General features: G+C 71.6%; 18 protein-coding genes. 14 read left to right on the top strand and 4 right to left on the bottom strand.

Annotation, left to right across the window (positions count from 1 at the left end; translation table 11 throughout):
* Positions 1 to 32: 32 nt before the first annotated feature.
* Positions 33 to 2270, bottom strand: a complete 2238-nt coding sequence (gene malQ, locus RWK90_RS16970; RefSeq protein WP_314038807.1) for a 4-alpha-glucanotransferase — start codon at positions 2268 to 2270, stop codon at positions 33 to 35.
* Between the two features lie 138 nt (positions 2271 to 2408).
* Between malQ and RWK90_RS16975 the strand changes: the two genes are divergently transcribed.
* From RWK90_RS16975 to RWK90_RS17015, 9 genes are all read left to right on the top strand, one after another.
* Positions 2409 to 3620 carry an acetyl-CoA C-acetyltransferase gene (locus tag RWK90_RS16975; RefSeq protein WP_314038808.1) on the top strand — a complete coding sequence of 404 codons (1212 nt, stop codon included), beginning with the start codon at positions 2409 to 2411 and terminating at the stop codon, positions 3618 to 3620.
* A 49-nt stretch (positions 3621 to 3669) separates the two neighbouring features.
* Positions 3670 to 5847, top strand: a complete 2178-nt coding sequence (locus RWK90_RS16980; RefSeq protein WP_314038825.1) for a 3-hydroxyacyl-CoA dehydrogenase NAD-binding domain-containing protein — start codon at positions 3670 to 3672, stop codon at positions 5845 to 5847.
* Between the two features lie 290 nt (positions 5848 to 6137).
* Positions 6138 to 8033 carry a calcineurin-like phosphoesterase family protein gene (locus RWK90_RS16985; RefSeq protein WP_314038809.1) on the top strand — a complete coding sequence of 632 codons (1896 nt, stop codon included), beginning with the start codon at positions 6138 to 6140 and terminating at the stop codon, positions 8031 to 8033.
* Positions 8034 to 8269: 236 nt separating this feature from the next.
* Positions 8270 to 9370 (top strand): ABC transporter substrate-binding protein, encoded by a 1101-nt coding sequence (locus RWK90_RS16990; RefSeq protein WP_314038810.1) that lies wholly within the window; start codon positions 8270 to 8272, stop codon positions 9368 to 9370.
* Positions 9367 to 10485, top strand: coding sequence for an iron ABC transporter permease (locus tag RWK90_RS16995; RefSeq protein WP_314038811.1), 1119 nt, complete (start codon positions 9367 to 9369; stop codon positions 10483 to 10485). The genes RWK90_RS16990 and RWK90_RS16995 overlap by 4 nt, the downstream gene beginning before the upstream one ends.
* Positions 10482 to 11351, top strand: a complete 870-nt coding sequence (locus tag RWK90_RS17000) for a heme ABC transporter ATP-binding protein (protein ID WP_314038812.1) — start codon at positions 10482 to 10484, stop codon at positions 11349 to 11351. Before RWK90_RS16995 ends, RWK90_RS17000 begins: the two co-directional genes overlap by 4 nt.
* The gene (locus RWK90_RS17005) at positions 11351 to 12730 is read left to right on the top strand and encodes a hypothetical protein (RefSeq protein ID WP_314038814.1); all 1380 of its coding nucleotides are present in this window, start codon (positions 11351 to 11353) and stop codon (positions 12728 to 12730) included. Before RWK90_RS17000 ends, RWK90_RS17005 begins: the two co-directional genes overlap by 1 nt.
* The gene (locus tag RWK90_RS17010) at positions 12727 to 14211 is read left to right on the top strand and encodes an HtaA domain-containing protein (protein ID WP_314038815.1); all 1485 of its coding nucleotides are present in this window, start codon (positions 12727 to 12729) and stop codon (positions 14209 to 14211) included. Before RWK90_RS17005 ends, RWK90_RS17010 begins: the two co-directional genes overlap by 4 nt.
* A gap of 1 nt (position 14212) precedes the next feature.
* Positions 14213 to 15595, top strand: coding sequence for a hypothetical protein (locus RWK90_RS17015; RefSeq protein ID WP_314038816.1), 1383 nt, complete (start codon positions 14213 to 14215; stop codon positions 15593 to 15595).
* A 185-nt stretch (positions 15596 to 15780) separates the two neighbouring features.
* Here RWK90_RS17015 and RWK90_RS17020 read toward each other — a convergent pair whose 3' ends face one another.
* A complete protein-coding gene (locus RWK90_RS17020; RefSeq protein ID WP_314038817.1) occupies positions 15781 to 16419 on the bottom strand; it encodes a biliverdin-producing heme oxygenase in 639 nt (212 codons plus the stop codon).
* Between the two features lie 152 nt (positions 16420 to 16571).
* Between RWK90_RS17020 and RWK90_RS17025 the strand changes: the two genes are divergently transcribed.
* The gene (locus RWK90_RS17025) at positions 16572 to 17045 is read left to right on the top strand and encodes a MaoC/PaaZ C-terminal domain-containing protein (RefSeq protein WP_314038818.1); all 474 of its coding nucleotides are present in this window, start codon (positions 16572 to 16574) and stop codon (positions 17043 to 17045) included.
* A 19-nt stretch (positions 17046 to 17064) separates the two neighbouring features.
* On the opposite strand, the gene RWK90_RS17030 is transcribed toward RWK90_RS17025, so the two are convergent.
* Both RWK90_RS17030 and RWK90_RS17035 read right to left on the bottom strand, forming a co-directional pair.
* Positions 17065 to 18216, bottom strand: a complete 1152-nt coding sequence (locus RWK90_RS17030) for an aminotransferase class I/II-fold pyridoxal phosphate-dependent enzyme (RefSeq protein WP_314038819.1) — start codon at positions 18214 to 18216, stop codon at positions 17065 to 17067.
* Positions 18217 to 18284: 68 nt separating this feature from the next.
* Positions 18285 to 18872 (bottom strand): hypothetical protein, encoded by a 588-nt coding sequence (locus RWK90_RS17035; RefSeq protein ID WP_314038820.1) that lies wholly within the window; start codon positions 18870 to 18872, stop codon positions 18285 to 18287.
* 165 nt (positions 18873 to 19037) lie between these two features.
* On the opposite strand from RWK90_RS17035, the gene RWK90_RS17040 reads away from it, so the two are divergent.
* The 4 genes from RWK90_RS17040 to RWK90_RS17055 all read left to right on the top strand — a co-directional run bounded on the left by RWK90_RS17040 (position 19038) and on the right by RWK90_RS17055 (position 25640).
* Positions 19038 to 20465 (top strand): nitrate/nitrite transporter, encoded by a 1428-nt coding sequence (locus RWK90_RS17040; RefSeq protein ID WP_314038821.1) that lies wholly within the window; start codon positions 19038 to 19040, stop codon positions 20463 to 20465.
* 236 nt (positions 20466 to 20701) lie between these two features.
* Positions 20702 to 22867 carry a molybdopterin oxidoreductase family protein gene (locus RWK90_RS17045; RefSeq protein ID WP_396230356.1) on the top strand — a complete coding sequence of 722 codons (2166 nt, stop codon included), beginning with the start codon at positions 20702 to 20704 and terminating at the stop codon, positions 22865 to 22867.
* On the top strand, positions 22864 to 24387 hold the full coding sequence (locus RWK90_RS17050; protein ID WP_314038823.1) for an FAD-dependent oxidoreductase: 1524 nt from the start codon (positions 22864 to 22866) through the stop codon (positions 24385 to 24387). The genes RWK90_RS17045 and RWK90_RS17050 overlap by 4 nt, the downstream gene beginning before the upstream one ends.
* A 113-nt stretch (positions 24388 to 24500) precedes the next feature.
* Complete coding sequence (locus RWK90_RS17055; protein WP_314038824.1) at positions 24501 to 25640, top strand: uroporphyrinogen-III synthase; 1140 nt, start codon at positions 24501 to 24503, stop codon at positions 25638 to 25640.
* The last annotated feature ends 310 nt before the right edge of the window (positions 25641 to 25950 follow it).

A 25950-nucleotide genomic window follows, 5' to 3' on the forward strand; every position in this document is an offset into this window, starting at 1 on the left:
TCGGGGTTCCCGCCATTTACACCCCCACACCCTCAACCAGCACCACCATCCGCCACGACAGCGCCCATCACCCGACGCGCGAGAGCGGACTGCGTCAACTGCTCCAGGCTCACCAGCCGGCCGTCGGCATCCGACAACGGCACCCGCCAGTTCGGGTACTCCTCCGACGTCCCCGGCATGTTCACCGGCTGACGATCACCCACGAGATCCGCCACCGAGACCGCCAGCAGCAGCGACGGTGCCGCCGCCAGGAAGCGGTGCAGCGCCACGACGAAATCGTCCGCCGACCCGCCCTCGAGGAGCCCACGGTCACGAACCGCCTCCCGGAACACCGCGATCTCCTCGCCGGCGGACCGACGCTCTTCGTCGACATCCCCGGTCAACTGCCCGAGCTCCTCCCTCACATCCACATGGACCAGATCGGCGTACCCGGCCGTGGGAGGAAGGTCATGGGTGGTCACCGATGCCATACACAGACGGCGGTACTCCTCGGGAGGGACGGGTTGGTCGTTCCGCTTCTCGAACCACATCACCGACGTACCCAGGACACCGAGCTCGGACAACGTCTCCCGCACCCCCGGTGCCACCGTTCCCAGGTCCTCACCCACGATCACGGCCCCCGCGCGGGTCGCCTCCAGAGCGAGGACACCCAGCATCGCCTCATGGTCGTACCGGACGTAGGTCCCCTCGGTGGGCGGAGCGCCCTCCGGGATCCACCACAACCGGAACAAGCCCAGGATGTGGTCGATACGGACCCCACCGGAATCCCGGAGGGCGGCCCGGACGATGTCGCGGAACGGCGCGAAACCCTCCTCCGCCAACGCGTCCGGACGCAACGGCGGCTGCGACCAGTCCTGGCCGCGCTGGTTGTACGCATCCGGCGGTGCACCCACCGACACGCCCCGGGCCAGGGACCGGCTCAACGACCACGCATCCGCCCCGGTCGGATGCACACCGACCGCCAGATCATGCAGGACACCGAGGCGCATACCGGCCCCGACCGCTTCTTGTTGAGTATGTCCCCGCTGCTGGGACACCTGCCACTGCAGCCACTCGTGGAACCGCACCTCCTCGGCATGATCGTCGGCGAACCCGGCGACGGCTTCGGAACCCGGATCCCGGAACTCAGCCGGCCATACGGTCCAGTCCGAGCCGTACTCGGCAGCCAGCGCGCACCACGTGGCGAACCCCCGCACACCCGGTTCACCGGCGACGAACCGGTCGAACGACTCCCGGCGCCGCGGGGACAGGGGAACCGCGAACAGCAGGCGCAGGGCCTCCAGCTTCGCGGACCAGGACGCGTCCCGGTCGATCACATCCGTCCGGTTGGCCCCGGCAGCGGACCGGGCGAGCTCGTCCACCCGCGCCTGGTCGGGCGCGGACAACCCGGCGTACTCGGGCACCTGCTCGGGACGGAGATACAGGGGAGAGGCGAAACGCCGTGTCGTCGGCAGATACGGCGACGGTCCCACCGGCGGGAACGGTTCACCGGCATGCATCGGATTGACCAGGACGAAATCCGCGCCGACGTCGCGGCCGGCCCACGCCGCGAGGTCCCCGAGATCGGCGAGATCACCCGTGCCCCACGAACCGCCCGACCGGATCTGGTAGAGCTGGGCCGCCAGGCCGACCGCACGGTGACGGTCGAGACCATGGGGGACCGGGATCGACGGGGGATAGACCAGCAACGTGCACTCGGCCGGCTCCGGGGCGCTGCCCGGAACCTCCACCACGGCCGTCACCCGATGCCACCCCGCCGGCAGGGTGCCGGGCACCGCGAGCGTCACCCGCTCCACCGTCACGCCGCCGACCTCGTGGGCGACCCGGGGCTCGTCGAGCGGGAGCAGGGTGACCGGGACATCGGTGTCCTCGAGCAGGACCGACACCCTCACCGTGGCGCCGTGCGGGACGTGAACGGGGCACCCGATGGCGGTGCCCTGACGAGCCACCAGTGACGGAGGCAGTACACGCCGCCAGGGGCGCTCGCGAACAGCACGCAGAGCCTCCAGGTCCGAGGCGTGGACCTCGTCGTCGTCGGGCCCGTCTTCGTGGTCGTCGCACCCGGCCGCGTCGCCGCCCGCGGCCGCGACTACGGTCCTGCGCTCCTCGCCACCACCACCGACCGGCACACCCATCGCGGCGAGCACCGCACGCACCGTCCGCGCCGGGACCTCACGGTCCACACCGCGCGCATCCTCGTACCTCGTGGCGACCCCACAGACCTCGGCGAGTTCGGCCAGGGCGGGGGAGATGATGTCATGCGCAGTCACACGCTCCACTGTGCCACCGGCCACGCCGGCGACACACCGGAGACAGAAACGGACCAGACTCCGAACAGCGGACGGCGACCACGTAGTGTGAGGCCGGACACGTAATCGACCCGCCCAGAGAAAGGCCGTGGACCACCCATGACCGAGGCATTCATCTACGACGCCATCCGGACACCGCGAGGTAAGGGAAAGCCCGGCGGTGCCCTCCACGGCGTCAAGCCGATCGACCTGGTCGTCGGCCTCATCGAGGAGACTCGTCGCCGGTTCCCCGACCTCGACGAGAACCGGATCTCGGACATCATCCTCGGTATCGTCAGCCCCCTCGGCGACCAGGGGATGGACCTGCCCCGCATCGCCGCGCTGGCCGCCGGAATGCCCGACACCGTCGCCGGCGTGCAGATCAACCGCTTCTGCGCCTCAGGCCTGACCTCCATCAACATGGCCGCCCAGAAGATCCGCTCCGGCTGGGACGAGGTCGTCCTCGCCGGCGGCGTCGAATCCATGTCCCGCGTGCCCATGGGCAGCGACGGCGGGGCCTGGGCCATGGACCCGGCCACCAACTACGACACCTACTTCTCGCCGCAGGGCATCGGCGCCGACCTCATCGCCACCCTCGAGGGCTTCAGCCGTGAGGACGTCGACCGCTACGCCGAGCGCTCACAGCGGCTCGCCGCCCGCGCCTGGGACGAAGGACGGTTCGCGCGCTCGGTGGTCCCCGTCACGGACATCAACGGCCTCACCGTCCTCGACCGCGACGAGCACATGCGACCCGGCACCACCGTCGAGTCGCTCGCCGGCCTCAAGCCCTCCTTCGCCATGGTCGGCGACATGGGAGGCTTCGACGCCGTCGCGCTGCAGAAGTACCACTGGATCGAGAAGATCGACCACGTACACCACGGTGGCAACTCGTCCGGCATCGTCGACGGCGCCGCGCTCGTCGTGGTGGGCTCCGAGAAGGCCGGACAGGAGATGGGCATGACCCCGCGCGCCCGCGTCGTCGCCGCCGCCACCTCCGGTGCGGACACCACCATCATGCTCACCGGGCCCACCCCCGCCGCCCTCAAGGCCCTCGACGTCGCCGGGCTGACCAAGGACGACATCGACCTCTGGGAACTCAACGAGGCCTTCGCCTCCGTCGTCCTGCGGTTCCAGAAGGACCTCGACATCCCCGACGAGAAGCTCAACGTCAACGGCGGCGCCATCGCCATGGGCCACCCCCTCGGCGCCACCGGCGCCATGATCACCGGCACCGTCCTCGACGAGCTCGAGCGCACCGGCGGCAAGCGCGCCCTCATCACCCTGTGCGTGGGCGGCGGCATGGGCGTGGCCACCATCATCGAACGCGTCTGACCCCACCGACACCACAGCCTGAAGGAGAACGAAACCAGTGAGCGACAACATGTTCCGGTGGGATCAGGACGGCGACGGCATCGTCACCCTCACCATGGACGACCCCGACCACGGCGCCAACACGATGAACGCCCGGTTCATCGACGACTTCTCCGCCACGGTCGACCGCATCGTGGCCGAGAAGGACTCCATCAAGGGCGTCGTCCTCACCTCCGCCAAGAAGAGCTTCTTCGGCGGCGGTGACCTCAAGTCCATGATCAAGGCCGGGCCCGAGCAGGCCGACGAACTGTACGAGCGGTCGATGGGCATCAAGGGCCGTATGCGCGCCCTCGAGACCTGCGGCGTGCCCGTCGTGGCCGCGATCAACGGCGCCGCCCTGGGCGGCGGTCTCGAACTCGCGCTCGCGTGCCACCACCGCGTCATGGCCGACGCCCGCGGCGCCAAAGTGGGGCTGCCCGAGGTCACCCTCGGCCTGCTGCCCGGCGGCGGCGGCATCGTCCGCACCGTCCGGATGTTCGGCCTCGCCCAGGCCGTGCCCAACATCCTCATGTCCGGGCGCTCGTTCGCGCCCGACAAGGCCCTCAAGGCCGGCCTCGTCGACGAGGTCGTGGAGCCCGAGAAGCTCATCGACGCCGCCAAGGCGTGGCTCGCCACCGACCCCGAGCCCACCCAGCCGTGGGATCGCAAGGGCTGGACGCTGCCCGGCGGCACGATCGACGACCCCGCGCTGGCCGGCGTCCTGCCCTCGTTCCCCGCCAACATGCGCAAGCAGACCAAGGGCGCCCCGGCCCCCGCCCCCCGGGCCATCATGGCCGCCGCCGTCGAGGGCTCCCAGGTCGACTTCGCCACCGCCGAGAAGATCGAGGCGCGCTACTTCGTCTCCCTCGTCACCGGCCCCATCGCGAAGAACATGATCCAGGCGTTCTTCTTCGACATGCAGCACTGCTCCTCCGGAGGCGCCCGCCCGAAGGCCGCCGACGGGTCGGAGATCCCGCGCACGCAGTTCACGAAGGTCGGCGTCCTCGGCGCCGGCATGATGGGCGCGGGCATCGCCTACGTCTGCGCCAAGGCCGGCATCGAGGTCGTCCTCAAGGACGTCGAGCAGGCCTCCGCCGACAAGGGCAAGGCGTACTCCGAGAAGATCGAGGCCAAGGCCCTCGAGCGCGGACGGACCACGCAGGAGAAGTCCGACGCGCTCCTGGCCCGCATCACGCCGACCACCGACCCGCAGGCGCTCGCCGGCTGCGACCTGGTGATCGAGGCCGTCTTTGAATCGCCCGAGCTGAAGAAGAAGGTCTTCCAGGAGATCGAGGACATCGTCGCACCCGATGCGCTCCTGGGCTCCAACACCTCGACGCTGCCCATCACCGACCTCGCCACCGGCGTCAAGCGCCCCGAGGACTTCATCGGCCTGCACTTCTTCTCACCCGTCGACAAGATGCAGCTCGTCGAGATCATCTGCGGGGAGAAGACCACCCCGGAGACCCTCGCCAGGGCCATCGACCTCACCCTGCAGATCCGCAAGATCCCGATCGTGGTCAACGACTCGCGTGGCTTCTACACCTCCCGCGTGATCGGCACCTTCGTCAACGAGGCGATCGGGATGCTCGACGAGGGCATCGAGCCCGCCACGATCGAGCAGGCCGGCCGGATCGCGGGCTACCCGGCGGCGCCGCTGCAGCTGTCGGACGAGTTGAACCTGACCCTCATGCTCAAGATCCGCGAGACCGCGCGGGAGGCCGCCGCGGCCGCGGGGGAGGAGTTCGTGGAGGTGGCCTCGGACCGGGTGACCGCCACGATGGTCAACGAGCTCGGCCGCGCCGGTCGTCTGGCCGGAGCCGGCTTCTACGAGTACACCGACGGCACGCGCGCCGGTCTCTGGCCGGGCCTGCGCGAGGCGTTCTCCACCTCGCCGGACAACGCCCCGCCCCTGCAGGACCTGGTCGACCGCATGATCTTCGCCGAGGTGCTCGAGACGCAGAAGTGCGTGGACGAGGGCGTGATCACCGACGACGCCGACGCCAACATCGGCTCCATCATCGGCATCGGCTTCCCGGCCTGGACGGGCGGCACCCGCCAGTACGCGAAGAACTACTCCGAGCCGGGTGCGAAGGCCGCCACGGGCTACCGGGGCTTCGTCGCGCGCGCCGAGGAGCTGGCCGCGAAGTACGGGGAGCGTTTCGCGCCCACCGAGTCGCTCAAGAAGCTGGCGGCCGAACAGGCCTGACGCCCGCGACCCGCGTCCCGTCCGCCCACGCCCCGGCGGCCCGCGCCCCCATCTGTTGTCCCGGACAACGGATGGGGGCGTTCGGGTATGAGCACAGTGCGCGGGTATTCGTGAAAGGAAAATACTCCGATAAGTTCCTCCGAATAGTCCCTGCGGCGGGACGGCACGTCGCCTGCGGTCGACGCGGGGTTCAGCATCGCGCCCTCGGCCCGTCACCTCGATGTTGACCGGCGACCCTAGCGTTCGCCGGGCGTACGAGCAGGTCGTACGCAACCCGACGAGGAGAGACGATGCCGTCAGTGCAGACACCGCATCCGCACCCACACCGACGCCGCGCCACCGGCCTGGCGCTCGCCGCCACGATCATCGTGGGCGCCGCGCCCGCACACGCACTTCCCACCGGGTCGCTGGGCAGCGGCTCCGCCGACCCGGGTGGGTCGCTCGGCGCCGAGCTCGGCAGCTCCGCGCCCGGGCCCGACGAGGGCCTCTACACGGGATCCGTCGAGGTGGTCGACGGCGCCGCCGCGGACCCGTCCGTCCTCACCGGGCGCGTGTTCGACGACGTCAACCGCAACTCGGTGTACGACGACGGGGAAGTCGGCGTACCCGATGTGCGGGTCTCCAACGGTCGAGACGTCGTCACCACCGACGACGAGGGCCGCTACGAGCTGCCGGCCTCCGACAACTTCACCGCGTTCGTCACCCAGCCCGCCGGCTGGCAGGTGCCGGTCGACGAGCAGATGTTCGCCCAGTTCAGTTACAACCATCTCCCGGCGGGCTCGCCGGAGCTGCGCTTCGGCGGCCTCGAGCCGACCGGCGACCTCCCGGCGGCGGTGAACTTCCCGCTGGCGAAGTCGGCCGCGACCGCCGATCCGAGGCAGTCCTGCCCGATCGCCTCCGACACCCAGACCTACGACATGGAAGAGGTCGGGTACGCGAGCCGGGGCGTTCCGGCCGACCTCGCGGCCCGTGACGACTACGCCGGGTGCGGCATCCTGTTGCTGGGCGACAACGTCGGTGACGATCTGAGCCTCAACCAGCCGCTCAAGGAGCTCTACGCCGACGCGAACGGCCCGGTGCGCGCGATCCCCGGCAACCACGACATGGACTTCGACGCTGCGGACGCCACGCATTCGGTCGACACGTACCGTCGCGACTTCGGGGCCCCGTACTACTCCTACGAGGTGGGCGACACCCACTTCGTGGGCCTGTTCAACATCGTCTACAACGGCGCGGACGCCGAGGGGTCGAACGGCGGGTACACCGAGGCGATCTCGCAGGAGCAGCTCGAGTGGCTGCGCAACGACCTGGAGCATGTCGACCGCGACAAGAACATCGTCGTGGCGGCCCACGCCCCGATCGTGGACTACCGGGGCGTCACGACCGACAACGCCGCCGAGCTGTACGAGATCCTCGCGGACTACCCCAACGCGGTGACCGTGGGCGGTCACACCCACACGCTCGAGCACCTGCTGGCCGGCGATTCACGCCAGGAGTGGGCGGACGCGGGCATTCCCGAGCTGACCCACGATCAGCTGGTGGCCGGCGCGGTCTCCGGCTCCTGGTACTCGGGCGAGCTCAACGAGAACGGCGTGCCCCACTCCTACACCTCTGACGCCGCCGAACCCGGTGTGCTCACCATCGAATTCGACGGGGCCTCGCGTTCCGAGTACTACACCGTGCGCAACGAGCCGGTGGACCGCCAGTTCCTCACCGGGATCAACAGCCCCGCGTGGCGTGCGTGGGCCCAGGCCCACCAGCAGTGGAAGGACGACGGCGAGACCGGCCCGGCCCCGGCGCCGGTGCCGACCGATGCCGTCAGCGCCGAGGACCTCGCCGGCGGTGAGGCGTGGCTCGCCGCGAGCTTCTTCGGAGGCTCCACGGACGCCGAGGTGCAGGTGTCGATCGACGGCGGCGCGCCCGTCGCCGCCGAGCACACCCAGCCGGCGACCGGCGAGGCGCTCAACGTGGGGTGGGAGTTCACCGAGACGGTCTCGGGTTCGCACAACCTGGTCACCGGCGGCGCGCTGGGCCGCTCGAGCTCGCACCTCTGGCGGATCGCGCTGCCGACGGACCTCGAGCCGGGCGAGCACACCGCCGAGATCACCGCGACGGACCGGTACGGCCGCGCGTACTCGACGACGCTGACGTTCACGGTGACGGCCCCGGAGGTCGCCCCGGCCTGATCGGCGGCTCCCGACGCACGCGCCGGGTGTCCGTGGTCCCCGAGGGGAGCCGCGGACACCCGGCGCGCTGTATGCCGCTGCAGCAACAGCCTCTTACTCGAACCGGACGCCGGTTCAGGTCACAATCGTGGCCCCATGGCTGCACTCGAACCCCGGTACGCAGCGACAACGCAAATGAGGCAAGGCTTGGCTCAGTCAGGTTAGGCTAGCCTCAATCGGGGTGTTACTGTAACCGCATGTTCAGAAAGCGCACAGGCTCGATCCGCGTCGCGCTCATCGCCACCGTGGCCTTCTCGCTGACCGCGTGCGGGGTCGCCACCGGCCTCGGCGGGGACGTGGAGCGCATCTCGGGGATCCCGCTGGCCTCCGAGGTCTCGGCGATCGAGGACCCCCGCTCGTTCCGGGGCGAACTCCCGCTGCAGCTCGTCGACGACCCGGTGGAGCCGGTCGCCGCCGATCCCGTTCCCGAGCTGCCCGCGGTGGTCACCGACAACCAGGGGACCGTCGTCGAGGTCACCGACGTCTCGCGCATCCTGCCGCTCGACATCTACGGCACCCTGTCCCGCATCGTCTACGAGCTGGGGCTGGGGGAGAACGTCATCGGCCGCGACATCTCGTCCTCGTTCCCCGAGATCGCCGATCGGCCCCTGGTCACGCAGGACGGACACCAGCTCAACGCCGAGGCGATCCTCGCGCTGGACCCCAGCGTGATCATCACGGACACCTCGCTCGGTCCGTGGGACGTGATCCTGCAGGTCCGCGACGCCGGGGTCCCCGTCGTCGTCGTCGACTCCCACCGGTCCCCGGGCAACGTCGAGGAGCTCACCGGCGCGGTGGGCGCGGCGCTCGGCGTCCCCGGACTGGGCCGCGAGCTCGGCGAGCGGACCCGCGCGCAGATCGCGGAGGCCGAGGAGTCGATCGCCACCATCACGCCGGAGTCGCAGACCCGACAGCTGCGCACGGTATTCCTCTACGCCCGTGGATCCGCCGGCGTGTACTACATGTTCGGTCAGGACAGCGGCGCCGACGAGCTCATCACCGCGGCGGGCGGCTACGACGTCTCCTCGGAGGTCGGCTGGAAGGGCGCCAAGCCCGCCAACGACGAGGGGCTCATCGCCGCGCAGCCGGACGTCATCATCATGATGAACAAGGGCCTGGACTCGGTCGGCGGCGTCGACGGTCTGTTGGAGAAGTTCCCGGCCATGGCGCAGACCCCGGCCGGCGCGAACCGACGCGTGATCTCGATGAACGACGACCTGGTCCTGTCGTTCGGTACGCGCACCCCGGCCGTGCTCAACGCGTTGGCCGTGGCCCTCTACGCCCCCGACGCGCTGTGACGCTCACCGACAACCGGCCACCGGCCGCGCCCGCGCAGGCGACCCGCCCCGCCCGCGCGCGCGAGGCCGGGGTCGCGAACCGCCTGCTGACCGGGGGATTGTTGCTGGTCGGGCTGGCGGTCGCGCTGGTGGTGCTGTCCGTGGTGGCGGCGGCGTCCGGCCAGCTGTCCATCCCGGCGGCCGAGGTGGCCTCGGGGTTCCTGCGTGGCCTCGGGATCGACGCCGGGCCGCCGGCGAGTCACCCGCGCGCCGACGCGACGCTGTGGAGTGTCCGTTTCCCGCGGGTGGCGATGGCGCTGGTGGTGGGGGCGGCCCTCTCGGTGGCGGGCGCGCTCATGCAGGGCGCGTTCGGGAACCCGCTGGCCGAGCCCAGCGTGGTGGGCGTGTCGGCCGGCGCCGCGGTGGGTGCCGCGTCGGCGATCGTGTTCGGACTGACGACCTTCGGGGCGTGGACGAGCGTGGTCTGCGCGTTCGTGGCGGGCATCATCACCACGACGGCCGTGTACCTCTTCAGTCGTAGTAACGGGCGCACGGAGGTCGTGACCCTGGTGCTGACGGGCATCGCGGTCAACGCGGTGGCGGGCGCGGCGCTGGCGCTGCTGATGTTCCTCGGCGACACCCAGGCGCGCGAGGAGATCGTGTTCTGGCAACTGGGCAGCCTCAACGGCAGCCGGTGGGAGCACGTGCTGGTCGTGGCGCCGCTCGCGCTGCTGGGCGTGGTCCTGGCCGCGCGGCTGGCCCGCCCCCTGGACCTGTTGTCGTTGGGGGAGCGGCCGGCCCGGCACCTGGGCGTCAACGTCGAGCGCCTGCGGATCGTGTCGATCTTCCTGGTGGGCCTGCTCACCGCGGCGGCGGTGAGCTTCTGCGGGATCGTCTCGTTCGTCGGGCTCGTGGTGCCGCACCTCATCCGCATGATCGCCGGGCCGGGCCACAGGCTCCTGTTGCCGGCCTCCGCGCTGGGCGGCGCGGTGTGTCTGCTCGCCGCGGACCTGGTGGCGCGCACGGCCGTCAACTACGCGGAGTTGCCGCTGGGCATGGTCACCGCGGCCGTCGGCGGCCCGTTCTTCTTCTGGCTGCTGCACCGGACCCGTCGGACCTCGGGAGGCTGGGGATGAGCGCGCGGGCGGAGCGCACGCCGGTGTTGTCGGCGGAGGCCGTGACGGTCCGGATCGGGGGTCGGGTGCTCCTCGACGCGGTGGACCTGGACGTCCACGCCGGCGAGGTGCTGGCGCTGGTCGGCCCCAACGGGGCCGGGAAGTCCACGCTGCTGGGAGTGGTGGCCGGGGACACCGTGCCGGAGTCCGGGCGGACCGTGCTGGACGGGACGGATCTGCGCCGGTGGCGCCTGGGTGATCTCGCACGTCGGCGCGCGTTGTTGACCCAGGCCAACGCGGTGGCGTTCCCCTTCACCGTGCGGGAGGTGGTGGCGATGGGGCGTGCGCCGTGGGCAGGACGACCCGAGGACGACGACGACGAGGTCGTCATCGACGAGACGATGGCCGCCACCGACACCACGCATATGCGGCTCAGGACGTTCCCCACTCTCTCGGGGGGCGAGAAGGCTCGCGTGTCCTTGTCACGAGCCCTGGCCCAGCGGACCGGGGTGCTGTTGCTGGACGAGCCGACCGCGGCCGTCGACCTGCGGCATCAGGAGATCGTCCTGGAGCTGGCCCGGTCGGTCGCCGATGAGGGCGGGGCCGTGGTGGTGGTGCTGCACGACCTCGAGCTGGCCGCCGCCTGGTCGGACCGGATGGTGATGCTCTCGGGCGGCCGGGTCCGGGCCGAGGGGGCGCCCGCCGAGGTGCTCACCCCGGAGCTGGTCGAAGAGGTCTATCAGCAGCCCGTGCTCATCCACCGTCACCCCGTCACGGGGGACCTGCTGGTCACCCCGGACCGGCGTGGATTCCACCGTCCCGCAGTATCGGATCACCGCGCCGACGCCGGTGTCTCCGAGCCCGTTCTCGTCAAGGAGGTCTCGTGATGGACACCAGAATCCGGTGGGCGCTCACCGGTGCGCGGCGGTGCGTCGCCGTGCTGATGGCGGCGTTGCTGGCGGGCGCGGCACTGATCATGGCCTCGGCGGCGCCCGCACAGGCCGCCGCTCGTCTCAGCGTGTCGAGTTCGCTCGGTGGGGCGGTGGCGTCGGCCTCCGGTGCCACCACGTTCACCGTCTCGGGCTCGGGTTTCCAGGCTCTCGAGGGCGGCTTCGGTGGGGTGTACATCGGCTTCGGCTGGGTCAACGGTTCCAACTGGGGCCCGTCCCAGGGCGGGGCCACGGGCAGGACGTACGACTACGTGCCGGACGACCAGTCCAGGAACAACCAGGGCTACCAGACCTTCGTGGCGTTCCCCGGGTCGGAGACCGCGGGTGAGGCGCAGGGGCAGATGAGCAAGGACGGCTCGTTCCGCGTCCAGATGGCGGTGCCCGGGCCCGAGTTCACCGGTGCGGGAGGCAAGCGGATTAACTGCCTCGAGATGACCTGCGGGTTCTTCACGTGGGGCGCGCACGGGGTCCGCAACGGAGCCAACGAGACCTTCACCCCGGTGACGTTCCAGACAGGTGCGGCGTCGGCCGATCAGGCCGACTCGCCCGCCGAGACGGTGGCACCGGCGCCCGCGCCCTCCGGGCGGGCGGCGAGCGGACGCACCGAGGGCGCGCAGGGGCGAGCGGCGGCGCCCCGTCCCGCCGAGCGGGCTGCGGTCGGGGCGCAGGGGGGTGCGGCGCCGGTGGAGTCGGCCGAGCCCGGCGCGCCGGCAGCGTCCGGCGGCGACGCTCCCGCCGCGGATGCCCCCACTGCCGCGACGGGCGGGACCACCTTCTCGACGGCCGGCGTCATCGAGGTGGACCGCAAGTCGGCCCGCGCGGGCGGAGCGATGGGATTCGCCGCGGCCGGATTCTGGCCGGGGGAGCAGGTGTACGTGGTGCTCGGCGAGGGCATCGCGGCGGTCGGGCCGGTGCTCGCGGGCGTCGACGGCGAGATCGCGGGTGTCATCACCCTCCCCGAGGACCTGGAGGCGGGCACCCACGAGATCCGCGCTGCGGGGGCCGGCTCCGGTATCGAGGCCGTCGAGCGTTTCCCCGTGCGGGTCGACATCGCGCAGACCTCCTCTTCGGCAGGTCTGAGCGCGTCGCTGAGCTGGGTGTTCCTGGCGATCGCCGCGCTGGCGCTCCTCGCGGCGGGCGCGTTCGTCATCCGGCGTCGGCAGAGCGGGGCGCCCTCCGGAGACGACGGTGACCCCGACCCCGCCTGGGGCGATCTCGTCGACACCGGCGGCTACGCCGGCCCGGCGCACGACGGCAGCGGATATCCCACTGCCGGACACCCGACGACCCTGCTGAAGGAAGAGGACCAGCGATGAACCGGATGTCACGACGACCCGTGCTGCGGCGCGGCTCCGCTACCGCCGCGGTCCTGGCGTTGTCCGCGAGCATGGTGCTCGGCGCGCCACTCGCCGGAGCGCAGGACGCCGGCAGCGACGTGCGCACCCTGACCGACGCCGAGTTCCGGTGGGGACTGAACAAACAGAGTTCCGGCCCCAGTCATGGCCCGGGGCTCAACTTCCTCTCCGCCGGCGACATCTCAGGTGCCCTGACGGGCCCGAACCAACAGATCGCCGAATCGGACTGGCGGGCCCGGGCGGGCGACGTGACGATCGAGAAGCGTTCATCTGGCGGGTCGACGAGCACCGCGACGTGGGCGGGCACGACGACCGATCAGTCGGGCACTCCGTTGGCGCAGTCCTCGACCAGGTACAGCGGATTGGAGATGGTCTTCACCGGCGGCGAGGGAACGGTCGACGCCGATGCGGGGACCGCGCGTGTCGAGTGGGACGGGACGGTGTCGGCTCTGTACTACTCGGGCTTCGTCTACCTGACGATCAGCGATCCGGTGCTCACCGTCACCCCCTCCACCGCCGTCGTCACCGCCACGCTCGGCGGGCATCGCAGCGACCGCGCGAACACGGACGAGTGGTCACCCATGCCACCCACCGAGGTGGTGCTCGCGGACCTGTCGAGGCGGGACGTCGCCCTCGAGGATCAGAAGGGATTCGCCGCAGCTCCGGAATACCTCGGCGTTCGCTATGAGGCACGGCAGGGAGAAACTCCGCAGAACAGGAGTGGCGAATACTGGGGTTCATTCCCCGGGGAATTCGTGAATTTCGCGGCAGAAGCCGGCGCGGGTTCATTCTGGTATTCGAGTGGAACTTCCGACGATAAAAAGGTTCCTCTCCCGATCGCCGTGAGTTGGAATTCAGATGCGCCCGCGGAAATGCCGGATCCTGTTGATTCCGGGGGGTCCGACGGAATTCTCGGTCAGGTTCTCGACGACACTGTGGAGGATATTCTCCGGGCCGCCGGAACCGACCTCGCCGACACGGCCGCCGCCTGGATGGACGAAGCGTGGAAGCCGGCCCAGCCGGACGCGGTCCTCAGGTCCGGCGGGGGTGCCACGACCGCACCCCAGGTGGCGACAGGCGACCCGGACCAGGGCGCTGTGGACGAGACGTTCGAGGGGTACTTCGAGGAGTACTACACCACGACGTCGGCGATGACGGCCGGAACCGTCGGCGCCGCCGTGGCATCCATCCCCGCCTCGGCGCCGGTGTCGGCGTCGGGTTCGAGCAGCGCTGCGCCGTCAGCGCCCGCCGCCGCCCCTGTATCCGACCAGACCACGATGCCCGTCGCGGCGAACCTCCCGCTGACCGACGTGGTCTATGCACAGACTTCCGCCTCCTCCGAGACGGGAAACCCCACCCACCAATGGCAGTGGTGGGTGGGGGCTGCACTGCTCGCGATCGCGGCAGCGCTGGTAGTCCAAACAGTTCGTCGAAAGGACTGAAGTGAAGGATATCCGAACCCGGCTGGCGCTCGCCGGCCGTCGGTCCACCGTGGTGGGAGCCGCGACGGCGCTCCTCATCGGAGCGGTGACGGCCCCCGTGGCCCAGGCCGAGCCCGTGACCCCCGGGTCCATCTCGGACGGCACCCTGATCTGGGGCGTCAGCGGATACGCCCAGAACGGCATCTTCGGTCCGTGGCGCTTCTTCGGAGCCACGGGTGACGCAGAGATTCTCGCGGGGTCCGTGGGCACCGGTACGCAGACCGAATACGTACCGGAGGCGTTCCCGGCGACCTCGTACCCCGTCGCCCTGGCGGATGAGGGCAAGACCCCCAACGCCGTCAAGTACACCGGGGGAGAGGGCGAACGCGACGAGAACGGGACGGTCACCATCGACTGGGACGGCGACTTCACGTTCAACGGGTACCCGGCCCACCTCAACGCGCCGGACGAGAAGCTCTCCGACCCGTCCCTGACGGTCAACCCCGACGGTTCCGGTGCGCTGACCTTCGAGGTGCTCGTCGGGGCGGGTCAGGATCAGGCCGGGAATCCGACTCCGGAGACCAACGCCGGTCGCAAGAACGTCGTGACCTTCGGCGCAGGGTCCGCGGAGGTCGCCCAGGACGGCACCATCACGCTGAACCCCGAGTACGCAGGTGTCACCTACGCCGCCGGTGGTCAGACGACCTGCTCCAGTCCGGATGTCTGGGGTTCGTGGCCGGTCGAGTTCGTCGAGTCGCTGGCAGCGTCCGTCCGACCGCACTACTACAGCACCGGCTGCGGTGGGAGCCAGAACACCAAGGCACCTCTGCCCGTCCAGCTGAACTACACCGTGGATGAGGATCAGACCCAGGCGCCCGTCGGCACCCCGGCGATCCAGGTCTCCGAGACCACGCTGAGCGCCGAGGGTGAGCACCGGGTCACCGTGACCGGCACCGGCTTCAACAACCCCGACGTGGTCGGCTCGTACGGCCCTTTCGCGGGTAAGGGCACCGGCGCCTACGTGGTGTTCGGACGCTTCCTCGACGAGTGGCGCCCGTCCGCCAACGCGCCCAGCAGCTCGCGCGTGAACTCCAACCAGCTGTGGGCCCTGCCCACCGAGACGTTCACCATGCAGGGGGGCGAACTGCCGTACATCGAGATCGATGAGGACGGTAACTTCACCGGCACCCTGACCGTCTCCAAGGAGGCCATCGACGCGAAGACCTCGGCCGGTAACTACGGCATCTACACCTATGCCGGTGGCGGGTTCAAGGAAGCGTCCTACGAGCTGTTCGTACCGATCACCTTCACCGATGGCGACGACGACGGCGACATCGAGGATCCGACCGAGCCCGGAAGTGGAGTGGCCGGCTCGCTGGGCAGCCTGTCCACCCTCTTCGGCTGACACGCGCTCAGTCCCGAACCCACGGAAACGAGAGGCCCCGGCACCGCGAACGGTGCCGGGGCCTCTCGTCATCGCGGGGACGTGGAGCCCTGCCGAGACTCGTTCGTTTGCAGAGCGAATGCCCTCGCGAACGCGCGATGCCCCGGTTCCGCCGAGCGGAACCGGGGCATCCGAGATCGGGCGACTCAGCGGACGCCGGCGGCCTCGAGATCGAGGAAGATCTGGTGATTGAGGTCGAACGCGCGGGTCGCGGCGGCCAGGGCGGACTCGCGATCGCGATCCGTGAGGGGGAGGGAATCGAGGGCGGCCCGGTAGCCGTCCTTGTAGACCTTCGGCTTGTCGATCTCGAACTCGTAGAAGGTCAGTCCCTCCTCCACCCCGTAATGGCGACGGACCATGGTCTTGATGATCTGGCCGCCCGAGAGGTCACCGAGGTAGCGGACGTAGTGGTGTCCGATGAGCGCTGCCGGGTCGGACGCGCTGGCGTGCAGCTCGTCCACGTACGCCTCGACCGTGGGTACGACGAGGGAGCAGGAGCGTCCCTGAGCGGCGTGGGCGGCCAGATCGGCCTTCAGCGCGCCGGCCCGGTCCAGGCGCGGATCGAGGATCGGCGTGAGCCGGGGATCGGATCCGACTCCCCGGCACGCTTCCTCGAGTGCTTCGTACACCGGAAGTGACTGCCGCAGGAGGGCCACCAGGCCGTCAACCGTGCCCAGGCCCGACATGAGGCGGGTGATGAACGAGGCGTTCTCCGCCTGTTCGTGTGCGACCATCGTCGAGTCGTGCAGTGCCTTCGACAGGGGCGCGGAAATGGTCGTCTCCATTGGTCCTCCGTGCTTATTTAGGATTACCTAATGAGCGTACGTCACCGGTAAAAGAATCGCTATACCGACTTCGATGTTCGGCGCCGTGAACAATGTGAGTGGAAGCGCCTCGTGCGGGCACTGTGAATTCGAAATGTCGGAGGAGTCGAAGAATGTCCGAGTTCGTTTATGCGGATGAGTTGAGGTCGGGTGAGGAGATCCGCCTCGGGTCCAGATTCGTGTCCGAGGACGAGATCATCGAGTTCGCCTCCGCCTGGGATCCCCAGTGGTTCCACACGGACCCGGTCGCGGCATCGGCCGGCCACCACGGCGCGGTGATCGCCAGCGGGATCCACACCCTGGCGATCCTCCAGCGGCTCAGCGTGGACGCGTTCTACTCGCGGTGGGCCGTGATCGCCGGGCGCGGTTTCGACCGCCTGCGCTTCACCGCCCCGGTACGCGCCGGGGACACGGTGAGCGGGACCGTGAGGGTGACAGACGTCAGCCTCGACGAGGCGCGTGGCCGCGTGGGGCTGGACTACGAGATGTGTCGGCTCGACGGGACGACCGTACTCACCTCGGCGATGACGGTGTTCCTCTGGCGGCGGGGCCACGGCCCCGCCGCCGAGGGGGCGCGGCCCCGCTGACACCGCGCCCGGGCGGACCTCAACCGCGCTCGGCCGCGATCCGCCCCATCCGTGAGAATGCCTCGGAGAGGAGCTCTTCCGAGCAGGCGAAGTTCACGCGGGCGAATCCCTTGCCCTGGGAGCCGAACGCCGGGCCCGGGCTCAGCGCGACCCGACCCTCGGCCAGGAACGCGGCGGCAGGGTCGTCGCCGAGGCCCGGGTACCCGCGCAGATCGATCCACGCGACGAACCCCGCGTCAGGCCGCCGCCACCGCGCGCGGGGCAGATGATCGGCGAGCAGCCGCTCCATGAGGTCGAGATTCGACGCGAGGGCGGCCCGCATCTCGTCGAGCCAGTCCAGAGACTCGGTGAGCGCGGCCTCGGCGGCCAGGGCGCCGAAGTGACCCACGGCGCCCGACAGCGCCGAACGCTGGACCGCGAACTTCTCCGGATTGCCGTTCACCACGAACGCGCACTTCAGCCCGGCGAGGTTGAACGCCTTGGACGCCGACGAGATCGCCAGGCCCACCTCGCGCGCGGTCTCCGACACGGCGAGGAACGACACGAAGCCGACTCCCGGCATCGCCAGGGGCGCCCAGATCTCGTCCGAGACCACCACGGCGTCGTGCCGGGCGGCGATCTCGGCGAGCTCGGCCAGCTCCGCCGGCGAGTGGAGGACGCCCGTGGGATTGTGCGGGTGACTGAGCAGAACGGCCCGGGCCCCGTCCGCCAACGCCTGTTCGATGCCCGCCAGATCCAGTCGCGGGTCCTCGCCGTCGTGATCGATCAACGGCACCGCCACCGGCGACATCCCCACGCGCCGGATCCACGGCCCGAACGGCATGTACACCGGCGGCGTGTACACGACGCCGCTCCCGGCCGGCAGGATCCGCGCCAGCGACTCGCGCACGCCGACCCCCACGTCGTTGACCGGGACCACGGAGTCCTCCGGCACGTCGTACCCGAAACGCGAGTAGTACCGCGCGCACACCCCGGCCAGCCGCTCGATCTCCGTGAAGTACCCGGTGTCCCCGTCTGCGACGGCGGCCGCGAGTCGATCCCGGATCGCGGGGGCCAGCAGGACGTCGGTCTCGGCGACGAACAGCGGGAGCACGTCCTCCGGATAGGCCTGCCACTTCTGGCTGCGGCGCCTGCGCAGGACGGACTCGGGGACATCCAGGGGGAACGGCACGTGGGGCATCCTTCTCATCCGGGGGCACGCGGAACCCCCAGGCTACTCAGCCGACGTGGCCGCGATCGTCAGCTCCCGGGAAGGATCCCCGGCGCCACCCATACGTCGGCATCCGGAGACTGCCTGCCGAGCGGCATCATCGTGGAGTAGGCGGTCCCGGATCCGGTGGGGATGAAGATGCCGCCGGAGGTGTAGTCCCAGCCCATCTCGTAGGCGATGCGGTAGCCGGTCTGATAGGCGGCCCCGGCCCAGGGGTCCGACGAGCCGTGCCACACGTCGGTGAGGAGGGAGAACCGGCGAAGCTCGGCGACGGATCCGTCCGGGGCCACCTGCCAGCACCGCACACCCGCCAGGTTCCAGTAACCGTCGCACCAGGTGGGCGAGTCCGCCGGGGCGCGCGAGACCACGCGCATGACATTCGGCCCCAGCTCCCAGAACCCCGGCTGGTCCGGGCCGGTGGTGGACTGGGTGTCCACGTACCGCGCGTCGGCCGGGATCGGCGCGGGCGGAGGAAAGGGCGCCCGCCATGTGTCCAGGGGATGGGGCCCGGTCTGCTGCGCCGAGGCCGCGGGCACCAGACCCGTCGTGAGGGCGAGCGCGGCGGACACCACGGTGACGAGGCGGGCGGTGACGCGGGATGCGACGCGGGAGGACATGCCCCAGTCCACCACGACCGCGCGCCCCTCACAGGGTGAACGGCCTCAGGTGAGTACACCGTGACGGGAGCGTCACCGCGAGTAGCGCGGGGGAAACAGCCCCTCCATAAGGTCGTCGTGCACAGGGCGCCGGCCGGGCGTCCGGGACCGTGGAGGGGCGACGAGATGGCGCGATCGCACGTGATCGAGGGCTGGGATCCGGAGGATCGACAGCAGTGGGAGTCCGGCGGGCGACGCACCGCGATGCGGAACCTGTACTGGTCGGTGTTCGCCGAGCACGTGGGGTTCTCGGTGTGGACGTTGTTCGCGGTGATGGTGCTGTTCATGCCGGAGGACGTCTACGGGCTCGACGCCCCGGACAAGTTCCTCGTCTCCGCGGTCGTCACCCTCACCGGCGCATTCCTGCGCATCCCGTACACCCTGGCCACCGCGACGTTCGGCGGCCGCAACTGGACCATGTTCTCCGCATTCGTCCTGCTCGTCCCGGCCGGCACGATGCTGTGGATCATGGCCAACCCGGGCCAGCCGCTGTGGCTGTACCTCGTCGTGGGGGCGCTCGCCGGCCTGGGCGGGGCCAACTTCGCCTCCTCCATGACGAACATCAACGCCTTCTTCCCGCAGCGTATGAAGGGCTGGGCCCTGGGCCTCAACGCGGGGGGCGGGAATCTCGGTGTGGCCACCATCCAGGTGGTGGGCCTGCTGGTGATCGCCGCGGCCGGTAACCGGTCGCCGCACTGGGTGATCGCGGTGTACCTGGTCCTGCTCGTGGTCGCCGGGATCGGCGCGGCGCTGAAGATGGACAACCTCGGCCACCAGACCGTGGACGTGGCCAGCATGAAGGACGTCGCGACCGACCGCGACGGCTGGGTCCTGTCGCTGCTCTACATCGGCACCTTCGGCTCGTTCATCGGCTTCAGCTTCGCGTTCGGCCAGATGCTCACCATGACCTTCACCGGCAACGGCGAGTCCCCGGCCGACGCCGCACTCCACGCCGCGCAGATCACGTTCCTCGGCCCGCTCCTGGGCTCGCTGACCCGCATGCTGGGTGGTCGCCTGTCGGACCGCTTCGGCGGGGCTCGGGTGACGTTGGTGACGTTCCTCGGGATGGCCGTCACGACGGTCGCGCTGATCGTCACGTCCAGCATCCAGGCGGCCGACGGGGGCCGGTTGTCCGGTGGCGCGCTGGTGCTGTTCTTCGCCGCGTTCCTCACCCTGTTCGCGCTCACGGGGATGGGCAACGCGTCGGTCTACAAAATGATCCCCACCGTCTACGAGGCGCGCAGCCGGGGCCTGGACCTGACCGAGGCGGGGCGGGCGGCGTGGTCGCGTGCCCACTCCGGGGCGCTGATCGGAGTGGCCGGCGCGGTCGGCGCGTTCGGCGGCTTCCTCATCAACATGACGCTGCGCAGTTCGTACCAGTCGTCGGGTTCGGCGACGGCGGCGTTCGTGGTGTTCACCGCCTTCTACGTGGTGGCCGCGCTGGTCACCCGGGCCGTGTACCTGCGGCGCCCGACCGCCGCGCCCGCGCCGGTGGCCGCCGGGGTGGCCGGCACCGCGCCGGGTGGGGCGGAGCCGGTGCCCGCCGCGCGCTGACCGACTGCCTGCCGCGCGCTGACGGACTGCCCGCCGGGCCCCGGGCCGACCGCGCCGGCGCGCCGAGTGGTCACGACGACCGGATCGCGGCCGTGCCGACCCGGGATGACGTGAGCGGATCCGACCACTCGAGGGAAGAGACGGAAAGCACGGACGAGACGGGGGGAGCGAGCGTGGCCCCCGACAGCGGTGATGCGCGTGCCGCGCGTGACGAGGACGACGACGAGGAGGGCGCCATGACGAGCGTGGACATCGACCCGGTGACGCCGAACCGGCCGGCGACGCCGCACCCGGCCGCGACCGGCGGCGAGGGGGCCCGGCCCGACCACACCCACTGCCCGTACTGCGCCCTGCAGTGCGCGATGACGGTGACACCGACGCCCGGCGGATCCGCCGAGGTGAGCCCGGAATGGTTCCCCACCAACCGGGGAGGGCTGTGCCGCAAGGGCTGGACCTCCGGCGACCTGCTGCGCCACCCGGACCGGCTCACCACCCCGCTCATCCGGCGCGACGGTCGGCTCGAACCCTGTGACTGGGACACGGCCCTGGACCGGGTCGTCGAGGGCATCCGCCGAGCCCGGGCCGCGGGCGGGCCGGACGGGGTGGCGGTGTTCGGCGGCGGCGGGCTGACCAACGAGAAGGCCTACCAGTTGGGCAAGTTCACCCGCCTCGCACTGGGCAGCCGGCTCATCGACTACAACGGCCGCTGGTGCATGTCCTCGGCCGCGGCGGCCGCGAACCGCAGCTTCGGGCTGGACCGCGGACTGCCGTTCCCCGTCACCGACCTCTCGGGCGCCCGCGCGGTGCTGCTCGTCGGCGCCAACCCCGCCGACACCATGCCGCCGTTCGTCCAGCATCTCGACACCGCAGCCGCGGCGGGCGGGCTCATCGTGGCCGATCCCCGGCTCAGCGCGACCGCGCGGCGCGCACTCGACGGGGGCGGCGTGCACCTGCGCCTGCGCCCCGGCACCGACGCGGCCCTCGCGCTGGGACTGCTGCACCTCGTCGTCGTCACCGGTCGCCTCGACGCGCGGTACCTGGCCGAGCGCACCACCGGCTTCGAGGACGCGTGGGCGCACGCCGCCGCCTGGCTGCCGGAGCGCACCGAGCGCGTCACCGGCGTGTCCGTCGCGCACCTCGAGCGGGCGGTGCGACTCCTCGCCGACGCCCGCGACGCGGGCACCGGCGCCTACGTCCTCACCGCACGCGGCGCCGAACAACACGCCGACGGCACCTCCGTGGTCGGCGCGGTGATCGCGGTGGCGCTCGCGCTGGGCCTGCCCGGCCGGCCCGGCACGGGGTACGGCACCCTCACCGGCCAGGGCAACGGGCAGGGCGGGCGCGAGCACGGGCAGAAAGCCGACCAGCTGCCCGGGTACCGGATGATCACCGACCCCGCCGCTCGCGCGCACGTCGCCGGGGTGTGGGGCGTGGACCCAGAGGAGATCCCCGGGCCGGGATTGTCGGCGTTCGAACTGCTCGACGCGCTCGGGCAGCCCGGCGGGCCCACCGCGATGCTGCTCCACGCCTCCAACCCGGTGGTCTCCGCGCCCGACGCCGGCCGCGTCGCCGAGCGGCTACGCGCGCTCGACACCCTGGTCGTGGCCGACTTCGTGCTCTCCGAGACCGCGGCGCTCGCGGACGTGGTGCTGCCCGTCCCGCAGTGGGCCGAGGAGGAGGGCACGCTCACCAACCTCGAGGGCCGCGTCCTGCGCCGCCGCCGGTCGATCTCCCCGCCGGACGGCGCGCGCGACGAACTGTGGATCTGGCACGAGCTCGCCCGCCGCCTGGACCGGGGACCCGAGCGTTTCCCGACCGACCCGCGCGCCGTGTTCGACGAACTCGCCCGCGCCTCGGCCGGCGGCAAGGCCGACTACTCGGCCGTCGACTGGGACCGCCTCGACGCGGGCGAGGTCCTGCACTGGCCGTGCGGCGCCGACTCCCCGGACGGCACCCCGCGGCTGTTCCTCGACCGCTTCGCCACCGCCGACGGCCGGGCCCGGTTCCTCGTGGACGCCCCCGCCGCCCCCGCCGAACCGACGGACGCGCGGTACCCGCTGCTGGCCACCACCGGGCGGCTGCTCGCGCACTACCAGTCCGGCGCCCAGACCCGGCGCGTCGCCGAGCTCGCCGCCGCCGAGCCGGGGATGTGGGTGCAGGTCCACCCCGTGGTCGCGCGGGCCGCCGGGCTGACCGACGGTGCCGCCGCGCGCGTGGTGTCCCGGCGCGGCGCGGTCGAGGCCGAGGTCCGCTACGACGAGGACATGCGCACCGACACCCTCTTCCTGCCGTTCCACTTCACCGGCGGCGGGCGCGCGAACCTGCTCACCCTGCCCGAGCTCGACCCGCACAGCCGGATGCCCGAGTTCAAGGTGTGCGCGGTCCGACTGGAGACCGCGTGAGCGCGGCGGCAGGGCCGGGACGCCCGACGCCGGGCGCGCCGCCCGGGCCGACGGGGCCGCAGGTGCGGCGCCACGTGGTGATCGTCGGGGCCGGTATGGCCGCGGCGCGCCTCGCCGAGGAACTGCGTGCGGGCGAACCGGACCCCACGCGGCTGGCGGTCACCGTGCTCGGCGCCGAAGCGGAGGAGCCGTACAACCGCATCATGCTCTCGCACGCGGCCACCGCCCCTGCGGGCCCCACGGCCACCCCGATCGCGCGGCTCAAGCCCACCGGCTGGTGGGACCGGCACCACATCACCCTGCGGACCTCTACACCCGTGCAGGCGATCGACCGGGCGACGTCCGAGGTCGAACTCGCCGACGGCGAGCGCATCGGGTACGACCACCTGGTCCTGGCCACCGGCGCCGCACCCCGCATCCCGCCCGTCGACGGCATCCGCTCACCCGGCGGCGGCCTCGCGCCCGGCGTGTTCACCCTCCGCGACGCCGCGGGTCAACGAGAACTGACCGCTCATCTCGCGGCCCACCCCGGCCCCGTCGCGATCGTCGGTGCGGGCTTCATCGGCCTCGAGGTGGCCTGCGCACTGGCCGCGGCCGGCCACGACGTCGTCGTCGTCCACCCCCGCGCCTGGCCGATGAACGGCTGCCTCGACGCCGGCGGCGGCGCCGTCCTGGTCCGCGCCCTCACCGCCCTGGGCGTGCGGGTCGTCACCGGTGCGCGCGCCACCGGGTGGGACGGGGCGACGCTGACGCTCGACGACGACGAGGTGTACTGCCGCACCGTCGTCCTCACCGCCGGGTCCGCGCCCCGGGCCGACCTCGCACGCGACGCCGGGCTGGAGGTGGGCCACGGCGTGGTGGTCAGCGACGAGCTCACCACCAGCGATCCCGCCATCAGCGCGATCGGCGACTGCGCCCAGCACCGGGGCGTCGTCAGCGGGCTCGTGGCCCCGGCGTGGGACCAGGCCGTCGTGCTGGCCGCGCGGCTCGCCGGGACCCACCCGCACGCGGAGTACGTCGGCGGCGTCCAGGTCACCCGGCTCAAGGCCCACGGGCTCGACGTGGTGGCACTCGGCGCGCTCGCCGACGACGTGTACGGCTCGGCGGGCGGCGCCGACGAGGCCACCGAGGTCACGACGCTCTGCGAACCCGCCCGCGGCCGCTACGCCCGCGTCGACGTGTCCGCCGGACGCGTGGTGGGCGCCGCGCTGATCGGCCATCCCGAACCGGTCGGCACGCTCACCCAGCTCTACGAGAACGCCCTGCCCGTGCCCGACGACGTCATCTCGGTGATCCTCGGACGCGCCGAGGCGGTCGCCGCACCCACTCCGTCGACGATGCCCGCCACCGCGGTGGTGTGCCGGTGCAACGGCGTGAGCAAGGGCGACCTGGTGGCCGCCTGGGGCGACGGGGCCCGCGACCGCGACGCGCTGGCCGCGAGCACTCGCGCCGGCACCGGCTGCGGCGGGTGCTCGGCGGCCGTCGAGGGGATCTGCGGATGGCTCGCGGCGGCGGGGTGAGGCCGGGCGCCGGGCGGGGCGACCCGGGGGTCGGGGGTGCCGCGTCGTCAGGGGCTACACCTGCGCCGCGGTCGCGAAACACCCCGGCAACAGAGATCGGCCATGATGGGGGAGTGACCGATTCCGACGTGACCTCCGCCGGCCCCGATCTCCCGCTCCTCGGGCGTACGGTCGCCGTCACCGCCGCCCGGCGGGCGTCTGAACAGCGCACCCTCCTCGAGCGTCGCGGCGCGACCGTCCTCCACGCCCCCGCCATGCACATGATCCCCATCGCCGAGGACACCGTGGTGCGCGAGGCCACCGAGCGACTACTGGCCACGCCCGCCGACCTCATGGTGCTCACCACCGCCGCCGGAGTGCGCTGGTGGATGCAGGTGTGCGAGGAATGGGGACTGGCCGCGCCGCTGATCGAGCTGATGGGGCGGATCCCGCTCTACTCACGCGGGCCCAAGACGACCGGTGCGATCAGGGCCGCCGGCCTGCGCGAACACGCCTCCGCCGTGAGCGAGGCCAGCCCGGAGTTGCTGGAGATGCTCCTCGAGCGCGGCGTCGCCGGCCTGACTATCGGCGTGCAGGTGCAGGGCGCGGGCTCCGGGTGGAACCCCATGGCCCCGCTGCTCGACGGGTTGCGTGACGCGGGCGCCGACGTGATCGAGGTGCCCGTCTACCGGTGGGAGCTTCCCGAGGACCTGGCCGCGCTGGACGAACTGGTCGCCACGATCGCCCGCCACGGGGTCGACGGTGTGACGTTCACCGCGGCGCCGGCGGTCGTGGCCGTGCTGGAGCGGGCGGAGGCGATCGGTGTCTTCGACGACCTGCTCGACGCCCTGAGCGGGCCCGTCGCCGCCCTGTGCGTGGGGCCCGTGACCGCCGCGCCGTTGGCGGATCTCGAGGTGCCGTTCACCTGCCCCGACCGGATGCGCCTGGGTTCGCTCATGCGCCACACCACCGACGAGTTGGCCGCCCGGACGGCGCCGATCGACGTGGCCGGCCACGAGCTGACCGTGTGCGCGGCGGCGGTGCTGGTCGATGGTCGGCCAGTCGAGGTGACCCCTGCCCAGTTGGCGCTGCTGCGGGCGCTCGCGCGTCGGCCGGGGGCGTGCGTGAGCCGGGATGAGCTTCTCGAGGCCCTGCCCGGAGACGGCACGGACCCGCACGCGGTGGAGACCGCGATGGGTCGACTCCGCAGGGCGCTCGGTGTTCCGGAACTCGTGACGACCGTGGTCAAGCGCGGCTACCGGCTGAACATCTGAGCGAGCGCGGCGGGCGGGTCCGGGCGAGGCGGCGCGAGGCGACTTCCGGCCGGGCGTAACCAGCCGGCCGCGGCGAGACTGCCGGCCGCGGCGGGTCTGTCGGTCGCGGCGAGACTTCTGCTGGCTGGGCGCGGGCGGGCGTGATCAGCCGGCGGCCGCGGGGCGGATGGGCCGGCGAGGGCTGGTTCGCCGTGCAGTTCGCCAGCGTGAGTTCTTCCCGGCGGGCTGCGTGTGCCGCGGCGGCGGGTCTGGCGTGCAGTTCGCCAGCGCGGGTGGCGGTGGATGCGCTGCGTCGTGGGCTTCCGCTGGC

The sequence above is a fragment of the Dietzia sp. CH92 genome (assembly GCF_032248695.1).
Classification (GTDB): domain Bacteria; phylum Actinomycetota; class Actinomycetes; order Mycobacteriales; family Mycobacteriaceae; genus Dietzia.

What these genes read in the sequence shown, in the direction of transcription:
- RWK90_RS16975 (WP_314038808.1), top strand. Translation starts at nt 2,409, where the DNA reads ATGACCGAGGCATTCATCTACGACGCCATCCGGACACCGCGAGGTAAG.
- RWK90_RS16980 (WP_314038825.1), top strand. Translation starts at nt 3,670, where the DNA reads ATGTTCCGGTGGGATCAGGACGGCGACGGCATCGTCACCCTCACCATG.
- RWK90_RS16985 (WP_314038809.1), top strand. Translation starts at nt 6,138, where the DNA reads ATGCCGTCAGTGCAGACACCGCATCCGCACCCACACCGACGCCGCGCC.
- RWK90_RS16990 (WP_314038810.1), top strand. Translation starts at nt 8,270, where the DNA reads ATGTTCAGAAAGCGCACAGGCTCGATCCGCGTCGCGCTCATCGCCACC.
- RWK90_RS17000 (WP_314038812.1), top strand. Translation starts at nt 10,482, where the DNA reads ATGAGCGCGCGGGCGGAGCGCACGCCGGTGTTGTCGGCGGAGGCCGTG.
- RWK90_RS17005 (WP_314038814.1), top strand. Translation starts at nt 11,351, where the DNA reads ATGGACACCAGAATCCGGTGGGCGCTCACCGGTGCGCGGCGGTGCGTC.
- RWK90_RS17010 (WP_314038815.1), top strand. Translation starts at nt 12,727, where the DNA reads ATGAACCGGATGTCACGACGACCCGTGCTGCGGCGCGGCTCCGCTACC.
- RWK90_RS17020 (WP_314038817.1), bottom strand. Translation starts at nt 16,419, where the DNA reads ATGGAGACGACCATTTCCGCGCCCCTGTCGAAGGCACTGCACGACTCG.
- RWK90_RS17025 (WP_314038818.1), top strand. Translation starts at nt 16,572, where the DNA reads ATGTCCGAGTTCGTTTATGCGGATGAGTTGAGGTCGGGTGAGGAGATC.
- RWK90_RS17035 (WP_314038820.1), bottom strand. Translation starts at nt 18,872, where the DNA reads ATGTCCTCCCGCGTCGCATCCCGCGTCACCGCCCGCCTCGTCACCGTG.
- RWK90_RS17040 (WP_314038821.1), top strand. Translation starts at nt 19,038, where the DNA reads ATGGCGCGATCGCACGTGATCGAGGGCTGGGATCCGGAGGATCGACAG.
- RWK90_RS17045 (WP_396230356.1), top strand. Translation starts at nt 20,702, where the DNA reads ATGACGAGCGTGGACATCGACCCGGTGACGCCGAACCGGCCGGCGACG.